18 protein-coding genes are annotated in these 17,370 nt (G+C 71.6%); 8 read left to right on the forward strand and 10 right to left on the reverse strand.

The genetic code is table 11. The annotated features are described in order from the left end of the window. Positions 1-22 precede the first annotated feature (22 nt). Positions 23-1,183 (reverse strand): galactokinase, encoded by a 1,161-nt coding sequence (gene galK / locus ACRAKI_RS08205; protein ID WP_447006446.1) that lies wholly within the window; start codon positions 1,181-1,183, stop codon positions 23-25. Beyond that, positions 1,180-1,872 carry a metal-dependent transcriptional regulator gene (locus tag ACRAKI_RS08210; RefSeq protein ID WP_447006447.1) on the reverse strand — a complete coding sequence of 231 codons (693 nt, stop codon included), beginning with the start codon at positions 1,870-1,872 and terminating at the stop codon, positions 1,180-1,182. Before ACRAKI_RS08210 ends, galK begins: the two co-directional genes overlap by 4 nt. A gap of 61 nt (positions 1,873-1,933) precedes the next feature. On the opposite strand from ACRAKI_RS08210, the gene ACRAKI_RS08215 reads away from it, so the two are divergent. Then, complete coding sequence (locus ACRAKI_RS08215) at positions 1,934-2,776, forward strand: sulfurtransferase (RefSeq protein WP_447006448.1); 843 nt, start codon at positions 1,934-1,936, stop codon at positions 2,774-2,776. Positions 2,777-2,780: 4 nt separating this feature from the next. Here ACRAKI_RS08215 and ACRAKI_RS08220 read toward each other — a convergent pair whose 3' ends face one another. Continuing rightward, positions 2,781-3,401, reverse strand: coding sequence for a hypothetical protein (locus ACRAKI_RS08220; RefSeq protein WP_447006449.1), 621 nt, complete (start codon positions 3,399-3,401; stop codon positions 2,781-2,783). A gap of 126 nt (positions 3,402-3,527) precedes the next feature. On the opposite strand from ACRAKI_RS08220, the gene ACRAKI_RS08225 reads away from it, so the two are divergent. The 5 genes from ACRAKI_RS08225 (at position 3,528) to ACRAKI_RS08245 (ending at position 9,625) form a co-directional block, all read left to right on the forward strand. Next, positions 3,528-4,703 carry an acetoin utilization protein AcuC gene (locus ACRAKI_RS08225; protein ID WP_447006450.1) on the forward strand — a complete coding sequence of 392 codons (1,176 nt, stop codon included), beginning with the start codon at positions 3,528-3,530 and terminating at the stop codon, positions 4,701-4,703. 2 nt (positions 4,704-4,705) lie between these two features. Next, entirely contained in the window at positions 4,706-7,375 is a 2,670-nt protein-coding gene (locus tag ACRAKI_RS08230; protein WP_447006451.1) for a bifunctional acetate--CoA ligase family protein/GNAT family N-acetyltransferase, read from the forward strand. A gap of 135 nt (positions 7,376-7,510) precedes the next feature. Next, complete coding sequence (locus ACRAKI_RS08235; protein WP_447006452.1) at positions 7,511-8,344, forward strand: glutamate ABC transporter substrate-binding protein; 834 nt, start codon at positions 7,511-7,513, stop codon at positions 8,342-8,344. Positions 8,345-8,366: 22 nt separating this feature from the next. Beyond that, a complete protein-coding gene (locus ACRAKI_RS08240; RefSeq protein WP_447006453.1) occupies positions 8,367-9,140 on the forward strand; it encodes a GntR family transcriptional regulator in 774 nt (257 codons plus the stop codon). A gap of 158 nt (positions 9,141-9,298) precedes the next feature. Then, positions 9,299-9,625, forward strand: a complete 327-nt coding sequence (locus ACRAKI_RS08245) for a hypothetical protein (protein ID WP_447006454.1) — start codon at positions 9,299-9,301, stop codon at positions 9,623-9,625. Positions 9,626-9,748: 123 nt separating this feature from the next. Here the strand turns inward: ACRAKI_RS08245 and ACRAKI_RS08250 are convergent, their stop codons facing one another. The 5 genes from ACRAKI_RS08250 to ACRAKI_RS08270 form a co-directional block, all read right to left on the reverse strand. Next, entirely contained in the window at positions 9,749-10,423 is a 675-nt protein-coding gene (locus ACRAKI_RS08250) for a hypothetical protein (protein WP_447006455.1), read from the reverse strand. Further along, positions 10,423-10,971, reverse strand: a complete 549-nt coding sequence (locus tag ACRAKI_RS08255) for a hypothetical protein (RefSeq protein WP_447006456.1) — start codon at positions 10,969-10,971, stop codon at positions 10,423-10,425. The genes ACRAKI_RS08250 and ACRAKI_RS08255 overlap by 1 nt, the downstream gene beginning before the upstream one ends. Before the next feature lie 100 nt (positions 10,972-11,071). Next, the gene (locus ACRAKI_RS08260; protein ID WP_447006457.1) at positions 11,072-11,875 is read right to left on the reverse strand and encodes an ABC transporter permease; all 804 of its coding nucleotides are present in this window, start codon (positions 11,873-11,875) and stop codon (positions 11,072-11,074) included. Further along, complete coding sequence (locus ACRAKI_RS08265) at positions 11,872-12,837, reverse strand: ATP-binding cassette domain-containing protein (protein WP_447006458.1); 966 nt, start codon at positions 12,835-12,837, stop codon at positions 11,872-11,874. The genes ACRAKI_RS08260 and ACRAKI_RS08265 overlap by 4 nt, the downstream gene beginning before the upstream one ends. A gap of 629 nt (positions 12,838-13,466) precedes the next feature. Beyond that, positions 13,467-13,619 (reverse strand): hypothetical protein, encoded by a 153-nt coding sequence (locus tag ACRAKI_RS08270; RefSeq protein WP_447006459.1) that lies wholly within the window; start codon positions 13,617-13,619, stop codon positions 13,467-13,469. Between the two features lie 219 nt (positions 13,620-13,838). On the opposite strand from ACRAKI_RS08270, the gene ACRAKI_RS08275 reads away from it, so the two are divergent. Both ACRAKI_RS08275 and ACRAKI_RS08280 read left to right on the forward strand, forming a co-directional pair. Next, positions 13,839-14,693, forward strand: coding sequence for a helix-turn-helix domain-containing protein (locus ACRAKI_RS08275; RefSeq protein ID WP_447006460.1), 855 nt, complete (start codon positions 13,839-13,841; stop codon positions 14,691-14,693). Next, complete coding sequence (locus ACRAKI_RS08280; protein WP_447006461.1) at positions 14,690-14,866, forward strand: DUF397 domain-containing protein; 177 nt, start codon at positions 14,690-14,692, stop codon at positions 14,864-14,866. The genes ACRAKI_RS08275 and ACRAKI_RS08280 overlap by 4 nt, the downstream gene beginning before the upstream one ends. A 173-nt stretch (positions 14,867-15,039) precedes the next feature. On the opposite strand, the gene ACRAKI_RS08285 is transcribed toward ACRAKI_RS08280, so the two are convergent. Further along, positions 15,040-16,533: an aldehyde dehydrogenase (NADP(+)) gene (locus ACRAKI_RS08285; protein ID WP_447006462.1), complete on the reverse strand. Its 1,494-nt coding sequence runs from the start codon at positions 16,531-16,533 to the stop codon at positions 15,040-15,042. Further along, complete coding sequence (locus tag ACRAKI_RS08290) at positions 16,530-17,354, reverse strand: NAD-dependent epimerase/dehydratase family protein (RefSeq protein ID WP_447006463.1); 825 nt, start codon at positions 17,352-17,354, stop codon at positions 16,530-16,532. Before ACRAKI_RS08290 ends, ACRAKI_RS08285 begins: the two co-directional genes overlap by 4 nt. Positions 17,355-17,370: the final 16 nt, after the last annotated feature.

Genomic DNA, 17,370 nt, shown 5'->3' on the forward strand with positions numbered 1-17,370 from the left:
CGCAATCCCACCTTCGACTGGATCATCTGTCGCGGCCGGCACCCGCCGAGGGCACCGCCGTGAAAGTCCTGGGCGCGGTCCAGCCGCGCTCCGCGAACGCCGCGAGCACCCGCCGCACCACGTCGTCGTGCCGCTCCACGGGAACCAGTGCGATCGCCGACCCGCCGAAGCCGCCGCCGATCATCCGGGCGCCCAGCGCACCCGCCGCCTTCGCCGCGTCCACCGCGACGTCCAGCTCCGGCGCGGACACCTCGTAGTCGTCACGCAGCGACGCGTGCGAGGCGTCCAGCAGCGGCCCCAGCTCGGCCAGCCGGTCGGCGCGCAGCAAGTCGACCGACGTCAGCACCCGCTCGTTCTCCGTCACCACGTGCCGCACCAGCGGGCGCAGGTCCTCGGGCAACCGGGCCGACGCGGCGTCCAACTCGGCCGGGTCCACGTCCCGCAGCGCGGGCACACCGAGGATCGAGGCCGCCTTCTCGCAGCCCGCGCGCCGCGCGCCGTAGCCGCCGTCGGTGTGCGAGTGGCTGGCCTTGGTGTCGACGACCAGCACTTCCAGGCCGTGCTCGGCCGCGTCGAACGGCACCTGCTCGGCCTCGAACGACCGGACGTCCAGGAACAGGACGTGCGCCTCGGCGCAGCACAGCGACGCGGTCTGGTCGAGCAGACCGGTGGGCGCGCCGACGAAGTCGTTCTCCGCGCGCTGCACCCAGCGCGCGATCCGGGGCAGGTCGTCGGCGGGCCGGTCGGCGAGCCCGAGCAGCGCGAGCGCCACCGCGCACTCCAGCGCGTGCGACGAGGACAGGCCCGCGCCGGTCGGCACGTCACCGGCGATCACGAGGTTCGCCCCGTCCGTCACGCCCTGCCCGCGCAGCACCCACGCCACACCGGCCGGGTAGGCGGCCCATCCGTGGACCGCGCCGGGTTCGAGGTCGGCCACCGCGATCGGCGACGCCTGCTGCACCGTGCCGCCGTCACCGATCGTGGCGACGTGCAGCCGGCCGTCGGTGCGCGGTGACGCGGCCACCGCCGTCCGGTGCGGCAGGGCGAACGGGAGCACGAAACCGTCGTTGTAGTCCGTGTGCTCCCCGATCAGGTTCACCCGACCGGGCGCGGACCAGACACCTGCGGGCTCGGCGCCGTGCAGGCGGGCGAACGCGGCGACCGCACGCCGCGCGGGGCTCACCGCGCCTGCACCATGACGGCGTGCGCCACCGCCGGGTCCAGTTCGGCCACGGTGCCGTTGCCGCGCACCTGGACGACCTTCGCACCACCGAGCGAGTCGACCTCGATCGTGCCGCCCGGCACCACGCCCGCCGCCTTCAGCTCGGCCATCAGGTCCGGGTCGAGCTGCACGTGCTCGGCGATCCGCCGCACCTCGACGCGACCACCGCCGCGCCGGGCCACCTCGTCCACCCGCACCAGGTCCGCCTCGGCGGGCGGCGCGGGCTCGCCGTCGCCCAGCTTGTCGAGACCGGGGATCGGGTTGCCGTAGGGAGAGGTGGTGGGGTTGCCGAGGAGCTTGACCAGCTTGCGCTCGACGGCCTCGCTCATCACGTGCTCCCAGCGGCACGCCTCGCTGTGGACGTGCTCCCACTCCAGGCCGATGATGTCGACCAGCAGGCGCTCGGCGAGCCGGTGCTTGCGCATGACCGCGATGGCCAGGCTGCGACCCTGCTCGGTCAGCTCCAGGTGGCGGTCGTCCGCCACGACGACGAGACCGTCACGCTCCATCCGGCCCACGGTCTGGCTGACCGTCGGACCGCTCTGCGCCAACCTCTCCGCGATCCGCGCGCGGAGAGGCACTACGCCCTCTTCTTCGAGCTCGTAGATCGTGCGGAGGTACATCTCGGTAGTGTCGATGAGCTCGTTCACGCCCGCTCCCCTTCGTATGCCGTCAATGCTAGTCGGCCGGTCACGGGTGCAGGATGGTGCCGTGCATCCACTGATCAGCACCGAAGCCCTGGCCGTCGCACTGGACGGCGCCGAACCCCCCGTCGTGCTCGACGTCCGATGGCGACTGGGTGGACCGTCGGGACGTCAAGACTACGAGGTCGGGCACGTTCCCGGCGCGGTCTACCTCGACCTGGACACCGAGCTGTCGTCGCCGCCCGGCGCCGGTGGCCGCCACCCCCTGCCGGACCCGGCCGCGCTGCAGGCCGTGCTGCGCGCCGCCGGCGTCCGCGATGATCACCCGGTCGTGGCGTACGACGCCGGTGACGGCTCGGTCGCGGCCCGTGCCTGGTGGCTGCTGCGGTGGGCAGGCCACCCGGAAGTGGCCGTTGTGGACGGTGGCTTCGCCGCGTGGACCGCCGAGGGCCGCCCGGTCGACGCCGACACGCCGGTGCCCGTCCCCGGTGACATCGTCGTGCGGCCCGGCGCCATGCCCGTGCTGGACGCGGACGAGGCCGCCGCCTTCACCGGCACCCTCCTCGACGCCCGAGCCCCCGAGCGCTACCGGGGCGAGACCGAGCCCGTGGACCCGCGCGCCGGCCACATCCCGGGCGCCCTCAACGCCCCGACCTCCGGCCACACGTCCGAGGGCCGCTGGCTCCCCGCCCAGGCCCTCGCCGAGCGCTTCCGGGCCGTCGGCGTCTCACCGGACCGCCCGGTAGCGGCCTACTGCGGGTCGGGCGTCACGGCGTCATCGGTGGTGATGGCCCTGGAAGTCGCCGGGATCACCACACCGGACGCCCCGGCCGCGCTCTACGCGGGCTCGTGGTCCCAGTGGTCCTCGGACCCGTCCCGCCCGGCCGCCACCGACCCCGACCCGGGCTGAGCCCTCAGGCGTTCGGGATCTTGCCGAAGGCGGTGGTGGCGAGTGCGCGGGCGGCTTCGCAGGTGTCGATCTCGCCGAGCGTCGTCACGGTGACCTCGAACGCCGGGGTGATCTCCTCCGGGTCGTCGGTCAGCATGAAGTACACCGTGCACTCGCCTTCGCCCTTCACCTCGTACGCGGTGTTGCCGCCGATCTCCAGCACGCGGGGCTCCTGGTCCTGCTCGGCGGTCGAGAGCATGAACAGCACGAGCGAGAACGGGTCGTCCGTGCTCTGCATGCAGCCCTTCTCGCCGGCCTTCGCCGAACCGACGGCCGCGGCGACCTCCTCGGGCGTGAGGACGTCGCACATGTCGTAGCCGTCGGTCTTCTTCTTCGTGGTGATCTTGATGTCACCGGACGGCTTCGCCGCGCCCGACGTCGGGGCAGCGGTCGTGGGCGGCTCGGAGACCCCGGTCGACTCGGCGGACGGCCTGGTCGTGGACGGCTCGCCGGAGGTGGTCTCCGCGGCGGACGCGCCCGCCGCGGCGACCGGCTTGCCGCCGACCTGGTCGCCGCAGGCCGTGAGGCCGAGCGTCAGCGCCAGGGCCAGGGAGGTGGTGAGGGCGGAGACTCGTCGCAGGCGCATACCTCTGTGACCCCGTTCCGACGTGCGGGGTTCCATCCTCGATGGCCGCAATCCTGGCCCGCGCCGTCTCGGCAGAGAGTAAGGCGCAAGCGGATGGCCGGCCGGCGGGTGGGCTAGGTTTCGGACATGGGCAAGGCAGCCGCTGTCGTCTGGGACGAGTCCTTCCTCGGCTACGACCTGGGGGCGGACCACCCGCTGAACCCGGTCAGGCTGGACCTCACCGTCCGCCTGGCCACCGCGCTCGGCGTGCTGGACGGCGTCGACCTGATCAGGCCGGAGCCGGCGCCGGACACCGAGATCGAACGCGTCCACGAGCCGTCGTACCTCAGCGCCGTGCAGGCCGCGCCGATGGCGGGCTGGGACGTCGGCCACGGCCTGGGTACCGCGGACAACCCGGTGTTCGCCCGCATGCACGAGGCGTCCGCGCTGGTCGTGGGCGGCTCGCTGGCCGCCGCGCGCAAGATCGCGTCGGGCGAGGCGGACCGGGCGGTGAACATCGCCGGCGGGCTGCACCACGCCATGCCCGACCACGCCGCCGGGTTCTGCGTCTACAACGACTGCTCGGTGGCCATCTCGTGGCTGCTCGACAACGGCTTCGACCGGATCGCCTACATCGACACCGACGTGCACCACGGCGACGGCGTGCAGGCCGCCTTCTACGACGACCCGCGCGTGCTCACGGTGTCGGTGCACCAGAACCCGCTGAGCCTCTGGCCGGGCACCGGGCGCGCCGCCGAGCTGGGCGGCAGGGGCGCGGAGGGCACCAGCGTGAACCTGGCCCTGCCGCCCGGCACCGACGACCGGGCCTGGCTGCGCGCGTTCGACGCCACCGTCCCCGCCCTGCTCCGGGTCTTCCGCCCGCAGGTCCTGGTCACGCAGTGCGGCGTGGACACGCACCGCGAGGACCCGCTGGCCGACCTCGCGCTCACCGTGGACGGCCACCGCGCCATCTACCAACGCCTGCGCGAACTGGCGGAGGAGACCGCGGACGGCCGCTGGTTGGCGCTCGGCGGCGGCGGGTACGAGCTGCTGCGCGTGGTCCCCCGGAGTTGGACGCACCTGCTCGCGACCGTCCTGGACCGGGACGTGGACCCGGCCACCCCGCTGCCCGCCGACTGGGTCGCCCACGCCTCCACCCTCGCGCCGAACTGGCCGCTGCCGATCGCCATGACCGACGGCGCCGACACGGGGTTCCTGCCGTGGGGCGGCCAGGTGGACACCCCGGTCGACCTGGCGATCCTGGAGACCAGGCGGGCGCTGTACCCCCTGCACGGACTCGACCCGGAAGATCCGAGGGACTGACCGTGGACCCGTTCGACTACCCGCGGCACTGGGAGGCCGACGTCGTGCTCAGCGACGGCGGCACGGTGCACCTGCGTCCCGTCACGCCCGACGACGCGGAGAAGCTGCTCGCGTTCCACGGCCGGCTGTCCGAGCGGACCCGCTACTACCGCTACTTCGGCCCCTACCCGCGGATGCCCAAGCGGGACCTCGTCCGGTTCAGCACGGTCGACCACGCCGACCGGGTCGCGTTCGCCGCGCTGCTCGGCGACGACATCGTGGCGGTCGGCCGCTACGACCGGCTCAACGACACCGGCAGCGCCGAGGTCGCGTTCGTGGTCGAGGACGCCCACCAGGGCCGGGGCCTCGGCTCGATCCTGCTGGAGCACCTCGCCGCCGCCGCCCGGGAACGCGGGCTGAGCCGCTTCACCGCCGAGGTGCTCGCCGAGAACGGCCAGATGGTGCGGATCTTCCGGGACGCCGGCTACGGGGTGAGCCGCGCGTTCGAGGAGAGCGTGGTGCACCTGGAGTTCGACATCGACCCCACCGAGGAGTCGGTGGAGGTGGCCCGCGCCCGCGAGCAGGCCGCCGAGGCGCGCAGCGTGCACAACCTGCTGCACCCCAGGTCGATCGCGGTCATCGGCGCGTCCACCGACCGCACCAAGATCGGCAACGCGGTGCTGGCGAACCTGCTCACCGGCGATTTCGCCGGCCCGGTGTACCCGGTGAACGCCGAGCACCGGTCCGTGCGCGGTGTGCGCGCCTACCCGTCCGTGCTGGAGATCCCGGACGACGTGGACCTCGCCGTGGTCGCGGTGCCCGCCGCGAGCGTGGACGAGGTCATGGACGCGTGCCTGGCCAAGGGCGTGAAAGCGCTGGTCGTGGTCACGTCCGGGTTCGGCGAGACCGGGCCGGGCGGGCTGAGCGCGGAACGCAGGCTCGCCGCCGAGGCCCGCGCGCACGGCATGCGGGTGGTCGGCCCGAACGCGCTGGGCGTGCTCAACACGGACGCGGGCGTGCGCCTCAACGCCACCCTCGCGCCGAACCTCCCGGCCCGGGGCCGCACCGGCTTCTTCTGCCAGTCCGGCGCGCTGGGCACCGCGATCCTGGCCAACGCCGCCCAACGCGGCCTAGGCCTGTCCACGTTCGTCTCCGCCGGCAACCGCTCGGACGTGTCCGGCAACGACCTGCTCCAGTACTGGGAGACGGACCCGGCCACGGACGTGGTGCTGCTGTACCTGGAGTCGTTCGGCAACCCGCGCAAGTTCGCCCGGCTCGCCCGCCGGCTCGGCCGCACCAAGCCGATCGTGGCGGTGAAGTCCGGCCGGCACGCCGTCACGCCCGCTCTGGCGGCGACCTCCGTGCCGGTGGACGAGTCGAGCGTTCAGGCGTTGTTCGAGCAGGCCGGCGTGATCCGGGTGGAGTCCCTGGCGCAGCTGTTCGACACCGCCCTGCTGCTGGCGCACCAGCCGCTGCCCGCCGGGCCGCGCGTCGCCGTGGTGGGCAACTCGACCGCGATCGGGCTGCTGGCCGCCGACACGGCGCTGGCGCAGGGCCTGGAGCTGGCGGGCGACCCCGTGGACGTGGGCGCGCAGGCCGGGCCGGAGGTGTTCGCGGCGGCGGTCAAGGAGGCGCTGGACAACCCCGACGCGGACGCGCTGGTGGTCGTGTTCGTGCCGCCGCTGGCGGTGCCGGGCACGTCGTTCGCCCGCGCGTTGCGCGAGGTCGTGGAGCAGGGCGGGCGGACCAAGCCGATCGCGTCGACGTTCCTGGCCGTGGAGGGCGTGCCCGCCGAGCTGGCGGTGCCCGGTCCCGGGGGCGCGCCCGGCCGGGGTTCCGTGCCGTCGTACCCGAGCCCGGAGCGCGCTGTGCTCGCGTTGGCGCGGGCGACCCGTTACGCGCGGTGGCGGTCCTCGCCCCAGGGCACGTTCGTCCGGCCCGAGGGCATCGACCGGGACGCCGCCCACGCGATCGTGGAGTCCTTCGAGCTGGACGAGACCGGTGAGCAGCTGGTCGACGACGACACCGCCGTGCGCCTGCTCGGCTGCTACGGCGTCGACCTCGTGCCGTTCCGGGTGGTCGGGTCCGCGGACGACGCCGTGCGGGCGGCGGGGGAGTTGGGCTACCCGGTGGCGATGAAGTCCACCGACGACCGGCTGCGGCACCGCACCGACCTGATCGGCGTGCGGCTCGACCTGTCCGGCGAGGAGTCCGTGCGCACGGCGTACGCGATGCTCGCCGGGATGTCCGACCGGCAGGACGTGTACGTGCAGCGCATGGCGCCCAAGGGCATCTCGTGCGTGCTGGGCCTCCAGGACGACCCGTCGTTCGGCACGCTGGTGTCGTTCGGGCTGTCGGGGCTGGTCAGCGATCTGCTGGGGGACCGGGCGTACCGGGCGGTGCCGCTGACGGACGCGGACGCGGCGGCATTGGTGCGCGCGCCCAAGGCGGCGCCGCTGCTGGCCGGCTACCGGGGTGACGAACCGGCCGACCTGGCCGCGTTGCAGGAGTTGGTGCTGCGGCTCGCGGCGCTGGCCGAGGACCTGCCGGAGGTCCGGCAGCTCACGCTGGAGCCCGTGCTGGCGAGTGCCGCCGGCGCGTACGTCAGCAGCGCCCGGGTGACGCTGGGGCCGCCGCCTTCCCGGCACGACACCGGTCCCAGGCGGCTGCGTTCACCCGGCGGCGCCCGCTAGCGCCGTCACGTGCTTGATACGCAACGTCACCCTTGACCGATCCCGTGTCCCCTATCTTCCCTTTGGCTCTGGACGCCATCCCTTGGCCCGCTTAGGTTCCCCGGCATCCCGAGGAAACTCCCGAAAAGGGGAAGAATGGCTCTGGCACCGCTGCGCGCCCTCGTCTGGGCGTGTTCCGCCGCGCTTGTCCTCACTTCGTGCGCCACCGGTGACGTCACGACCGTCGCCGGCAAGGCGGACAGCTCCAACGAGCTGACCATCGCCGTGGCGTACGACCAGCCCGGTCTCGGTGTGCGCCGCCTCGACGGCACGTACCGCGGCTTCGACGTCGACGTGGCGCGATACGTGGCGAAGGAACTGGGTGTCGACGAATCCGGTATCACGTTCACCGAGGCAACCCCGTCGGAGCGGGAGAAGCTGCTCGTCGACGGAGGCGTCGACCTCGTCGTGTCCAGTTACTCGATCACCGACGAGCGCAAGGAGGTCATCGACTTCGTCGGCCCGTACTTCGTGGCCGGGCAGGACCTGCTGGTCCGGTTGACCGATGAGCGGATCACCGGACCGGACTCGCTCGACCAGAGTGGTCTGAAGCTGTGCTCGGTGAAGAACACCACCTCGGCGCAGTACGTGAAGGAGAAGTTCGCGCAATCCGTGGAACTCGTGGAATATCCCAACTTCAGCGACTGCGTCACCGCGCTGCTGGCGGAGCAGGTGGACGCCATGACGACCGACGACGTGATCCTCGCCGGCTACGCCGCGCAGAACCCCGAGCTGCTGCGGGTCGTCAACAAGCCGTTCAGCAAGGAGGAGTACGGCATCGGACTGCGCAAGGGCGACCCCGCCAGCAAGGAGAAGGTCACCGCCGCCGTTCGGAAGATGATCGATACGGGCGAATGGCGCAGGTCGCTGGAGGCCAATGTGGGTGCGTCCGGTTACGCCATCCCGGATCCGCCCGACATCACGTCGTGAGCCGCGACCGTACGCTCGGGATGTGCATGCCTCGCAACACGTGCCCCAGTACCGCGCCGACGGGCCGGTCCGCGCCGGTATCCCCGACCACGGTCGCATCCCCCGCTACTACGCGGTGAAGACGGAACTGCTGTGGCTGATCGACGCGCTGGGCGAGGGAGTCGCGCTCCCGCCGGAGCGGGAGTTGGCCGAGCGGTACTCCGTGTCGCGGGTGACGCTGCGGCAGGCCGTCGGCGAACTGGTGCTCGAAGGCAGGTTGCAACGCCGTCAGGGCAGCGGCACGTACGTCGCCCCGCCCAAGCTGGTGCAGCCGCTGTCCCTGCTCAGCTGCACCGAGGGCATGCGGCGGCAGGGCGTGGAGCCGACGCGCAGCGTGATCACGGTCGAGCACCTGCCCGCGGACGAGGTGCTGTCGGCGGACCTGCGGATCGGCCGGGGCGACCCGGTCGTCCACCTGGAGCGGGTGCTGCTGGCCGATGACGAGCGGGTCGCGTTGGAGTCCACCTACCTGTCCGCGGCCCGGTTCCCGACGCTGCTGGAGGTCTTCGACCCGACCACCTCGCTGCACTCGTGCCTGCGCGACCGGCTCGGCGTGGTGTTCACCGAGGCCGAGGAGCGGGTGGAGACCGTGCTGGCCACGCCGCGCGAGGCGTTGCTGATCGGCACGAACCCGGCGTTGCCGATGCTGCTGGTGCACCGGGTCTCCCACGACGGCGACGGCGAGCCGATCGAGCGCGTCCGCTCGCTGTACCGGGGGGACCGGTTCAGCTTCGTGGCCCGCCTCCGCCCGGAGTGATGATCAGTCCACTTCGGACGGATGCCTGGCCGTCACCGAATCTTTTCCCGGAAACGCCCATTGGCACTAATTTCGGCGTGCCCTCGCGGAGGTACCGTGGTCAGTGGGACGTGAGTCCTCCTCACCCGCGACGACGCGGGGGAAGCGGGGGTGGCGCCGTGACGTTCAAAGAGGAGTTCCTGGCGGAACTCGAGGACTGCCTGCGCGGGTACGGCGCGGTGCCGGTGAGCCGGCCGGCCGCCCTGGCCCGGTTCATCGACTACGTGCGCCGGCTGCCGGACGACGATTCGAGGCTGCGCTGCCTCGACGGCGTCGACCAGGGTTCCGGGTCGTTCTGGAACAACCCGGCGGTGTGGTGGGAGCAGGTGCCGCAGTTCGGCATCGGCTCGACCGACTGCTCCGACCTGCTCGACCGGATGCTGGACGAGGCGATCACCGACGAGATCGACGTCCTGGAGATGGAGATCCGCGAGCTGCCCGGCTGAAGGTCCGGCCGGATACCCGGCCGAGAACTCGGCTGAGGACCCGGCCGAAAACTGGCTGAAGACGCGAAACACCCGTTGTGCACCCGGGTCGCCGGACGCACAACGGGGAGTCTCACGCGGGGGTCAGACGGAGAGCAGTCGGTCGAAGAACGAGCGGTAGCGCTTGAGCGCCTGCCGCAGCTCCTCGGTCTGCACTTCGTCGCCCCGGTGCCACTGCTCTTCGAGCGCGTGCTTGTGCTCGTTGAACGTAGTGGCGAGGGTCTGCATCACCTGTGCGACCAGTTCGTCGGCCCGCTGGACGGCTTCGCGCGGGTCGTCGACGAAGTCGGCCTGAAGGGCGCGCCACTCGGCCTGGTAGTCGGTCGCGTCGTCGGTGGTGAACAGCGGGGTGTCGCCGGCGGTCGTGGAGACCGCGGACAGCTCGGCCGGCGGCTCCTGCGCCACCGCGTCTTCACGACCGTCGTACCCGGCGTGCTCCTGGTGGGTGGACTGGTGCGTGCCGGACCCGTCGTCCGCCACCGGTTCCCGGTCGAAGCGTTCCTGGTCGGTCAGGTCCGGCTCCAGCACATCGCGACCGGCAGGGGTCTGCTCGACCGGCTCCCGTTCCGACTGGTGCAGATCCGACTGGTGCAGACCCTGCCGGCCCGCGTTCGGCTGGTGCAGGTCCTCCTGGTCCGGGTTCGGCTGGTAGGCGTCCGGCTGGTGCGCGACCTGCTGACGCGGGTCCAGCGAGTCGCGCTCGGTCGGCGTGCGTCCGGCGAAGTCCTCGGTGGTGAGGTGTTGACGTTGGTCGGTCATTACCGTGCCCCTTCCCGGTGGCTGCCCAACAGGTCCTCGAACACGGTGCGGTAGTGGACCATCGCGGCGCGCAGCTGCTCGGTCGTCGCCTCGCCGCGCTCCTGGCGTTCCACGATCGAATGGGCCTCGCGGTAGTGGTCGAGCGTGCGGCCGTGCTCGACGGACAGCAGCTTCTCGCGGCGCTCGTACCCGTCGGTGGGGTAGCCGCGTTCGGCCATCAGGTCGGTGACCAAGCGGTCCGCCTGGCTCACGGCTTGGTTCGGCTCGTCGACGAACTGCTCCTGGACCTGAGTCCAGTTGCGGGCGTAGCTGTCGCGCGTCGCGTCGTCGAGCGGGCGGAGTTCCAGCTGCGAGTGCTCCCGCTCCCGTTCCGCCAGTTCCCGTTCCGCCGCCATGTGGCTGCCGTTGCGTTCCAAAGCGCGCTCGTACTCGGGGCCGAACTTGGAGCGCAACCTCTTGCGCTGCATGAGGAACTTCAGCAGCACCGCGATCGCGGCCAGTACGACCAGCACGACGACGATCACGCCGATGGTGGTACCGGTGGACATCTGCGCCTCCTTGGCTCTGATGTCCACCGGCTACCCGTCACGTGACTGATTCGAAACCTATTCGCCTATTGACACGGCGATTCGTGGTGGCGCGGTACGGTCAGCGCGCCACCGCCTTGCGGTACTGCCGGATCGCCAGCGGCACGAAGACCAGCAGGAACACCGCCACCCAGATCAGCGTCATGAGCACCGGGTGCTGGAGCGACCACACCTCCGGCGGCGGCGACAGCGGGTTGGTGTTCCCGAACAGCTGCCGCGCCGCGGCCGTCACCGCCGACACCGGGTTCCACTCGGCGAACGTCTTCAGCGGGCCGGGAAGCCTGCTCTCCTGCACGAACGTGTTCGCGATGAACGTCAGCGGGAAGATCGCGATGAACGAGGCGTTGTTGAACACCTCGGGGCTGCGCACCATCAACCCGACGATCGCCATGCCCCACGACACCGCGTACGCGAACAGCAGCAGCAGGGCGAACCCGGCCAGCGCCTCCAGCGGCGACGAGTGGATCCGCCAGCCGACGATCAGACCGGTGATCGACATCACCAGGATGACGATGACGTTGTTGGCCAGGTCGCTGGTGGTCCGCCCGATCAGCACCGCCGACCGCGCCATCGGCAGCGACCGGAACCGGTCGATCACACCCTTCTGGATGTCGTCGGCGAGCCCGGCGCCGGTGATGGTCGCGCCGAACACCACGGTCTGCGCGAAGATGCCCGCCATCAGGAACTCGCGGTAGTCCATGCCGGGGATGGCGATCGACCCGCCGAACACGTACGCGAACAGCAGCACGAACATGATCGGCGACAACGTCGAGAACACGATCAGGTCCGGGACCCGCTTGATCTTGATGAGGTTGCGCTTGGCGACGACCGCGCCGTCACCCAGCGCCTGTGCGAACGCGCTCATTCTCCCTGTTCCCCCTGCTTCTCCTCGGCTGCGTGGCCGGTCAACGTGAGGAACACGTCGTCCAGCGTCGGCCTGCGCAGCCCGATGTCCAGCACCTTGACCGACTCGGCGTCCAGCCGCCTGATCCCCTCCACCAGCACGGTGGCGCCGCCCGTCACCGGCACGGTCAGCCGGTGGCTGCGCTCGTCCAGCGAGATCTCCCCGATCGCCAACGACGCGAGTGCGGTCCGGGCCGTCGCCGCGTCCTGCGCGGAGCCCACGGTCAGCTCCAGCCGCTCACCGCCGACCTGGTCCTTCAACTCGTTCGCGGTGCCCAGGGCGATGACCCTGCCGTGGTCGATCACCGCGATCTTGTCCGCCAGCCGGTCGGCCTCCTCCAGGTACTGCGTGGTGAGCAGCAACGTGGTGCCGCCGGCCACCAGCTCCGAGATCACGTCCCACATGCCCAGCCGGCTGCGCGGGTCGAGCCCCGTGGTGGGCTCGTCCAGGAACAGCACCGCCGGCTCGGCCACCAGCGCGCCCGCCAGGTCGAGCCGCCGGCGCATACCCCCGGAGTAGCCCTTGACCGGCCGGTCGGCCGCCGCCACCAGGTCGAACCGCTCCAGCAGCTCGCGCGCCCGCTCCCGGCTGCGCTTCTTGCCCAGGTGGTAGAGCCGCCCCACCATGTCGAGGTTCTCGAAGCCGGTCAGGTTCTCGTCCACGGCCGCGTACTGCCCGGACAGGCCGATCCGGCGGCGCAGCTCCTTCGCCTCGGCGACGACGTCCAGCCCGGCGACGGTCGCCGTGCCCTCGTCGTGCTCCAGCAGCGTGGTGAGCACCCGCACCGTCGTGGTCTTCCCGGCGCCGTTCGGCCCGAGCAGACCCATGACGGTGCCCTCCGGCACCACCAGGTCGAGGCCGTCGAGGGCGACCACCGACCCGTAGCGCTTTACCAGTCCTTCGGCCACGATCGCGTCTGCCATGCGGGTCATGATGTACCTGGGGTCCGACAATTTCAGGTCGTTTTCCGCGTCAGGGGAGAAGTTCGGCCCGCGACTCCTCGTTCGGGAGGACGGCCGACGCCCACGGCGTGTCCTGGAAGGCCCGCTCCGCGCCGGGCGGGAGCGCGGCCGCAGCACCACCGGGCCAGGCGCACCGGCACCACCCGCCGGCCGTGCGCCCGGCCCGGCACCGGCACCGGCCGGTCGAGCCCGCACACGTCGATGGTGGCGGCGCCCTTCTCCGTGCCGCCGCTGACCCCACAGGCCGTCCGAGTCGACTCCCTCGATCGGGTAGTCGTCGGACAGCGAGCCCTCCGACAGCACGGCCGGCGCCACCGGGTCGGGGCTCGGCATCAGCGCACCGGCCGCTGCGCACCGCACGTGCCGCCGACGAGCCGGCGGAACGGTTCGCACGCCGCGCAGAACCACCCGGTCGGGTTGTCCTGCCACGGTCGCGCGGCAGCGGTGGTCTTGCTGCCTGCCGGCTTTTCCCTCGGCGACGGCTGGAGCCCGCGGTGCGTCGGGCGGCTCTCCTCGTCCGGCGCGGTCCTGCCCGGCGGTGACCCGGTTCTCGAAGTCCCGCACCGGGTTGCGGGCCACCGCGGGGTCGCTCACGGCCGGCGCGCCGGCATGCGGAAGGAGGTCTTGCCGGACCCGTCGCAACCCGCGACGACCGCCCGACCGGGGGCGGTGAGCTCCAGATCCACTTCGCGGGAACCGTGGAACCCCTTGACGTTCCGCAGCCGGACCTGCGAGATGTACATGTGGCCAGACTTTCGTCCGCGCCGATCACGACTCGTCCAGTTCACCGGGCACGTCGCACAGCGTGCGCGGTACCGCCGACGGCACCACCGGAAGGCGGTCGGCGAGGCCAGGTTATCGGGGCGTATATGCACCTTTTCGACGTTCGATCGAGTGAAACTGGGGAGGACGCGGGCCGCACTAGGGTGTTCGCAGTTCTTTTCCAGCGAGGAGAGATCCGCATGGCAGCCGTCCAAACCCGACGCAAGCGCAAGCTTGGTCAGTTCCTCAACGCTTTGCGCAAACGCGCGGGCAAGACCGAGATCGACTACCACGCGCTGACGCGGAAGACGCAGTCCACGCTGTCGCGGATGGAGAACGGGTACATCAGTCCCAGTTGGACCGAACTGGGGGCGTTGCTGGGCCTCTACGGCGCGACCGATGCCGAGCGGCGTGAGGCGGAAGCGTTGTGGGAGGACGCGAAGCAGGACGGCACCCGCCTGGTGTACGCGGCGGCGTACACCCCTGAGGCGCGCACCTACGCGCGCCAGGAAGCGGACGCGACCGAGGTGCGCACCATCGAGATGATCGTCATCCCGGGCCTGCTGCAGACCTCCGCCTACGCGGCGGCGATCCGGCTCGCGGGTCAGCGGTTCATGGACTCGTCGGTGTCGGTGGAGCAGGTGGCCGCGGCACTGGCCAACCGGCAGCGCCGGCTGCCCGGCTTACGCCTGCACGCGGTGATCGACGAAGCGGCCCTGCACCGGGTCGTGGGCGGTCACCTCGTCATGCGCGAGCAATTGTCGCATTTGCTGGAGAAGGGGAAGCAGGACAACATCACCATCCAGGTGGTCCCGTTCGGCGCAGGCGCTCACGGGACCATGTCCGGTGGTGGCGCGACCGCTCTTCGCTTCGAGGACAGTGATCCTTCGGCCGTGTACCTGGAGTACGCGGGCGGCGGCAAGTGGGTGGACAATCGCGCCGACGTGCAGAAGTACCTGCTGCACTTCGAGGAAATGGTGAGCGAGGTCGCCCTGTCGCCCAAGGAGTCGGCTTCGTTGATCAGAAAACTGGCAACGGCACTGAAGGACACATGAACAACGACAAGACGTGGCGCAAGAGCACGTACTCCGGCGCGGGGAACAACTGCGTCGAGCTGGCCGTGGGACGGAACACGACCAGCATCAGGGACACCAAGCAACCGGGACCACGATTGACCTTCGCCGACCGTCCATTCCGGGCGTTCCTCACGGCTCTCCGACAAACCTGACCGTCACCGCCGATCCGCCGTCCGCCCCGGTGTCGCGGTCACCGTCGCACCGCGGGCGGCGCGACGACCGGCGGTGACGTGGGTCGGCGATGGCGGTCGCCGACCCGACGACGAAAGAACCGTCACGAAGGAACCGTCACCGAGGACCTGTCCGAACGGCCGGTCCGAACAGCTCAGTGGACGCCCAGCACCCCGTCCACCCGGCGGGGGATGCCCAACGGGTTGCCCTCGCGCAGCTCGGCCGGCAGCAGCGCGTCCGGCCAGGACTGGTAGCTCACCGGCGACACCCACCGCCGGATCGAGGTGGCCCCGACGGAGGTGTGGAGCGGGTTCGTGGTGGCCGGCCAAGGCCCGCCGTGGTGCATCCCCCACGCCACCGCGACCCCGGTCGGCCAGCCGTTGAAGACGAGCCGCCCCACCACCGGCCGCAACGACTCCGCGATCCGCCCGGCCGAGCCGTGCTCGGTCTCGGCGGCGTGCACGGTGCCGGTGAGCGTGCCGGGGAGCCGGGGGAGGACCGGTTCCAGCTCGGCGGGATCGGTGTAGGTCACCACGATCGCCGCCGGGCCGAACTGCTCCTCGGTCAGCTTCTCCAGGTTCTCCGCGAACGTGCTCAGCGGCACCTGGAAGAGGCGGGGCTCGACGCTCCAGCCCTCGGCGGGCGCGGTGCCCCGGGCGACCAGCGCGGCCAGTCCCGACGCGGCCAGGCCCTCGGTGCCGGCGCGGTACGAGTCGCACATCCGCTCGTTGAGCATCGGGCCGCCCACCGCGCCGGACACGGCGTCGGCGAGCGCGGGCACCAGGGACTCCGGCGCGAACAGCAGACCGGGGTTGGTGCAGAACTGACCGACGCCGAGCGTCAGCGAGCCGACGAACTCGGCCGCGAACCCCTCGGGCCGCGCGGCGGCGGCTTCGGGGAGGACCACGGTCGGGTTGACGCTGCCCAGCTCGCCGTAGAACGGGATCGGGTCGGGCCGGGCGGACGCCAGGTCGAACAGGGCGCGTCCGCCGACCGTGGAACCGGTGAAGCCCACGGCCTTGATGGCGGGGTGCTTGACCAGCGCCACGCCGGCCTGCTGGCCGTGCACGATGCCGAAAACCCCCGCCGGCACGACGGATTCGACGATCCGGGCCGTCTCGCGGGACGTGCCGGGGTGCGACGGGTGCGCCTTCACCACCACCGGGCACCCGGCGGCCAGGGCGGACGCGGTGTCACCGCCGACCACCGAGAACGCGAACGGGAAGTTCGACGCCGCGAACACCCCGACCGTCCCGAGTGGACGGAGCATCCGGCGCAGCACCGGGCGCGGCGGGATGATGCCCGGGTCCGCCGAGTCCAGCGTCGCCTCGACGTAGCTGCCCTCGCGCAGCATCCCGCCGAACAGCCGGAGCTGGTTGGTGGTCCGCTTCAGCTCCGTCGTCAACCGCGGCACGCCGAGCGCCGTCTCGGCGTCGGCGATCTCCACCAACGCGGAGGACGAAGCGTCCACCGCGTCCGCCACCGCGTCCAGGACCGCCGCGCGCTCGACCGCCGGGAGCCCGGACCACGACGGGAACGCCGCCGCACCGGCCCGCACCAGCGCGTCCACCTCGCGGTCGGACGTCTCCGGCACCGCCTCCCCGACCGCCGCGCCGGTCCGCGGGTCGTACCCCTGCACGCCGCTCATCGGCCGGCCTCCTTCACCGCGGTGTCGAACTCGGAGCTGCACCACACGCCACCCAGGTACACCCGTGCAGGTGAATCTGCCGGGGGTTCGCCGCTCGCCTCCAGCACCTCGGCCGCGTAGACCTCGGAGTCGTCCTCGGACTTGTAGCCCAGCGCCTCCGCCTCGGTCAGCGAGAACCAGCGGCGCTTGTTGTCCGACACGCCCCACACCACCCGGAAGCCGGGCGACGGCGCCGACAGGCAGGCCTCGAACAACCGCGCGCCGTCGTCCGGCGACAACCACGTCGACAGCATCCGGAAGTCGCGCGGCTTCTCGAAGCACGACCCGATCCGGATCGCGATGACGTCCATCCCGTACCGCGACGCGTACAGGCTCCCCAACGCCTCCAGCGCCACCTTGCTCACGCCGTAGTACGTGTCCGGTTGCGGGAACAGGTAGTCGCCCGCTTCACCCGAGGAACGCTCGTAATACCCGACCGCGTGGTTGGAACTGGCCAGCACCACCCGGGAGACCCCGGCGCGACGGGCCGCCTCCAGCACCACGTGCGTGCCGTTGATGTTCACGTCCAGGATGTCCGCCCACGGCCGCTCCAGGCTGTGCCCGCCGAGGTGGATCACCGCGTCGACGCCCTCGCACGCCGCTTCCATGGCGGCCTCGTCGGTCACCGACGCCGTCACCAGCTCGACCCGCTCGCCGTCGACGGCCGGCGGCAGCGGGGCGATGTCGAGCAGGCGCAGGGTCCGGCCCGGTGCGGCCAGTCGGCTGCGCATGAGCGTGCCGACTATGCCTGCGGCGCCGGTGATGAGGATTCGTGCGGTCACGTTAGCCCTTTCGGCA

It is taken from the genome of Saccharothrix isguenensis (assembly GCF_052936305.1).

Coding starts and splice junctions, on each gene's coding strand:
- ACRAKI_RS08220 (WP_447006449.1), bottom strand. CDS start 3,401: ATGCGCCTGCGACGAGTCTCCGCCCTCACCACCTCCCTGGCCCTGGCG.
- ACRAKI_RS08225 (WP_447006450.1), top strand. CDS start 3,528: ATGGGCAAGGCAGCCGCTGTCGTCTGGGACGAGTCCTTCCTCGGCTAC.
- ACRAKI_RS08235 (WP_447006452.1), top strand. CDS start 7,511: ATGGCTCTGGCACCGCTGCGCGCCCTCGTCTGGGCGTGTTCCGCCGCG.
- ACRAKI_RS08250 (WP_447006455.1), bottom strand. CDS start 10,423: ATGACCGACCAACGTCAACACCTCACCACCGAGGACTTCGCCGGACGC.
- ACRAKI_RS08255 (WP_447006456.1), bottom strand. CDS start 10,971: ATGTCCACCGGTACCACCATCGGCGTGATCGTCGTCGTGCTGGTCGTA.
- ACRAKI_RS08260 (WP_447006457.1), bottom strand. CDS start 11,875: ATGAGCGCGTTCGCACAGGCGCTGGGTGACGGCGCGGTCGTCGCCAAG.
- ACRAKI_RS08265 (WP_447006458.1), bottom strand. CDS start 12,837: ATGGCAGACGCGATCGTGGCCGAAGGACTGGTAAAGCGCTACGGGTCG.
- ACRAKI_RS08270 (WP_447006459.1), bottom strand. CDS start 13,619: ATGTACATCTCGCAGGTCCGGCTGCGGAACGTCAAGGGGTTCCACGGT.
- ACRAKI_RS08275 (WP_447006460.1), top strand. CDS start 13,839: ATGGCAGCCGTCCAAACCCGACGCAAGCGCAAGCTTGGTCAGTTCCTC.
- ACRAKI_RS08280 (WP_447006461.1), top strand. CDS start 14,690: ATGAACAACGACAAGACGTGGCGCAAGAGCACGTACTCCGGCGCGGGG.
- ACRAKI_RS08285 (WP_447006462.1), bottom strand. CDS start 16,533: ATGAGCGGCGTGCAGGGGTACGACCCGCGGACCGGCGCGGCGGTCGGG.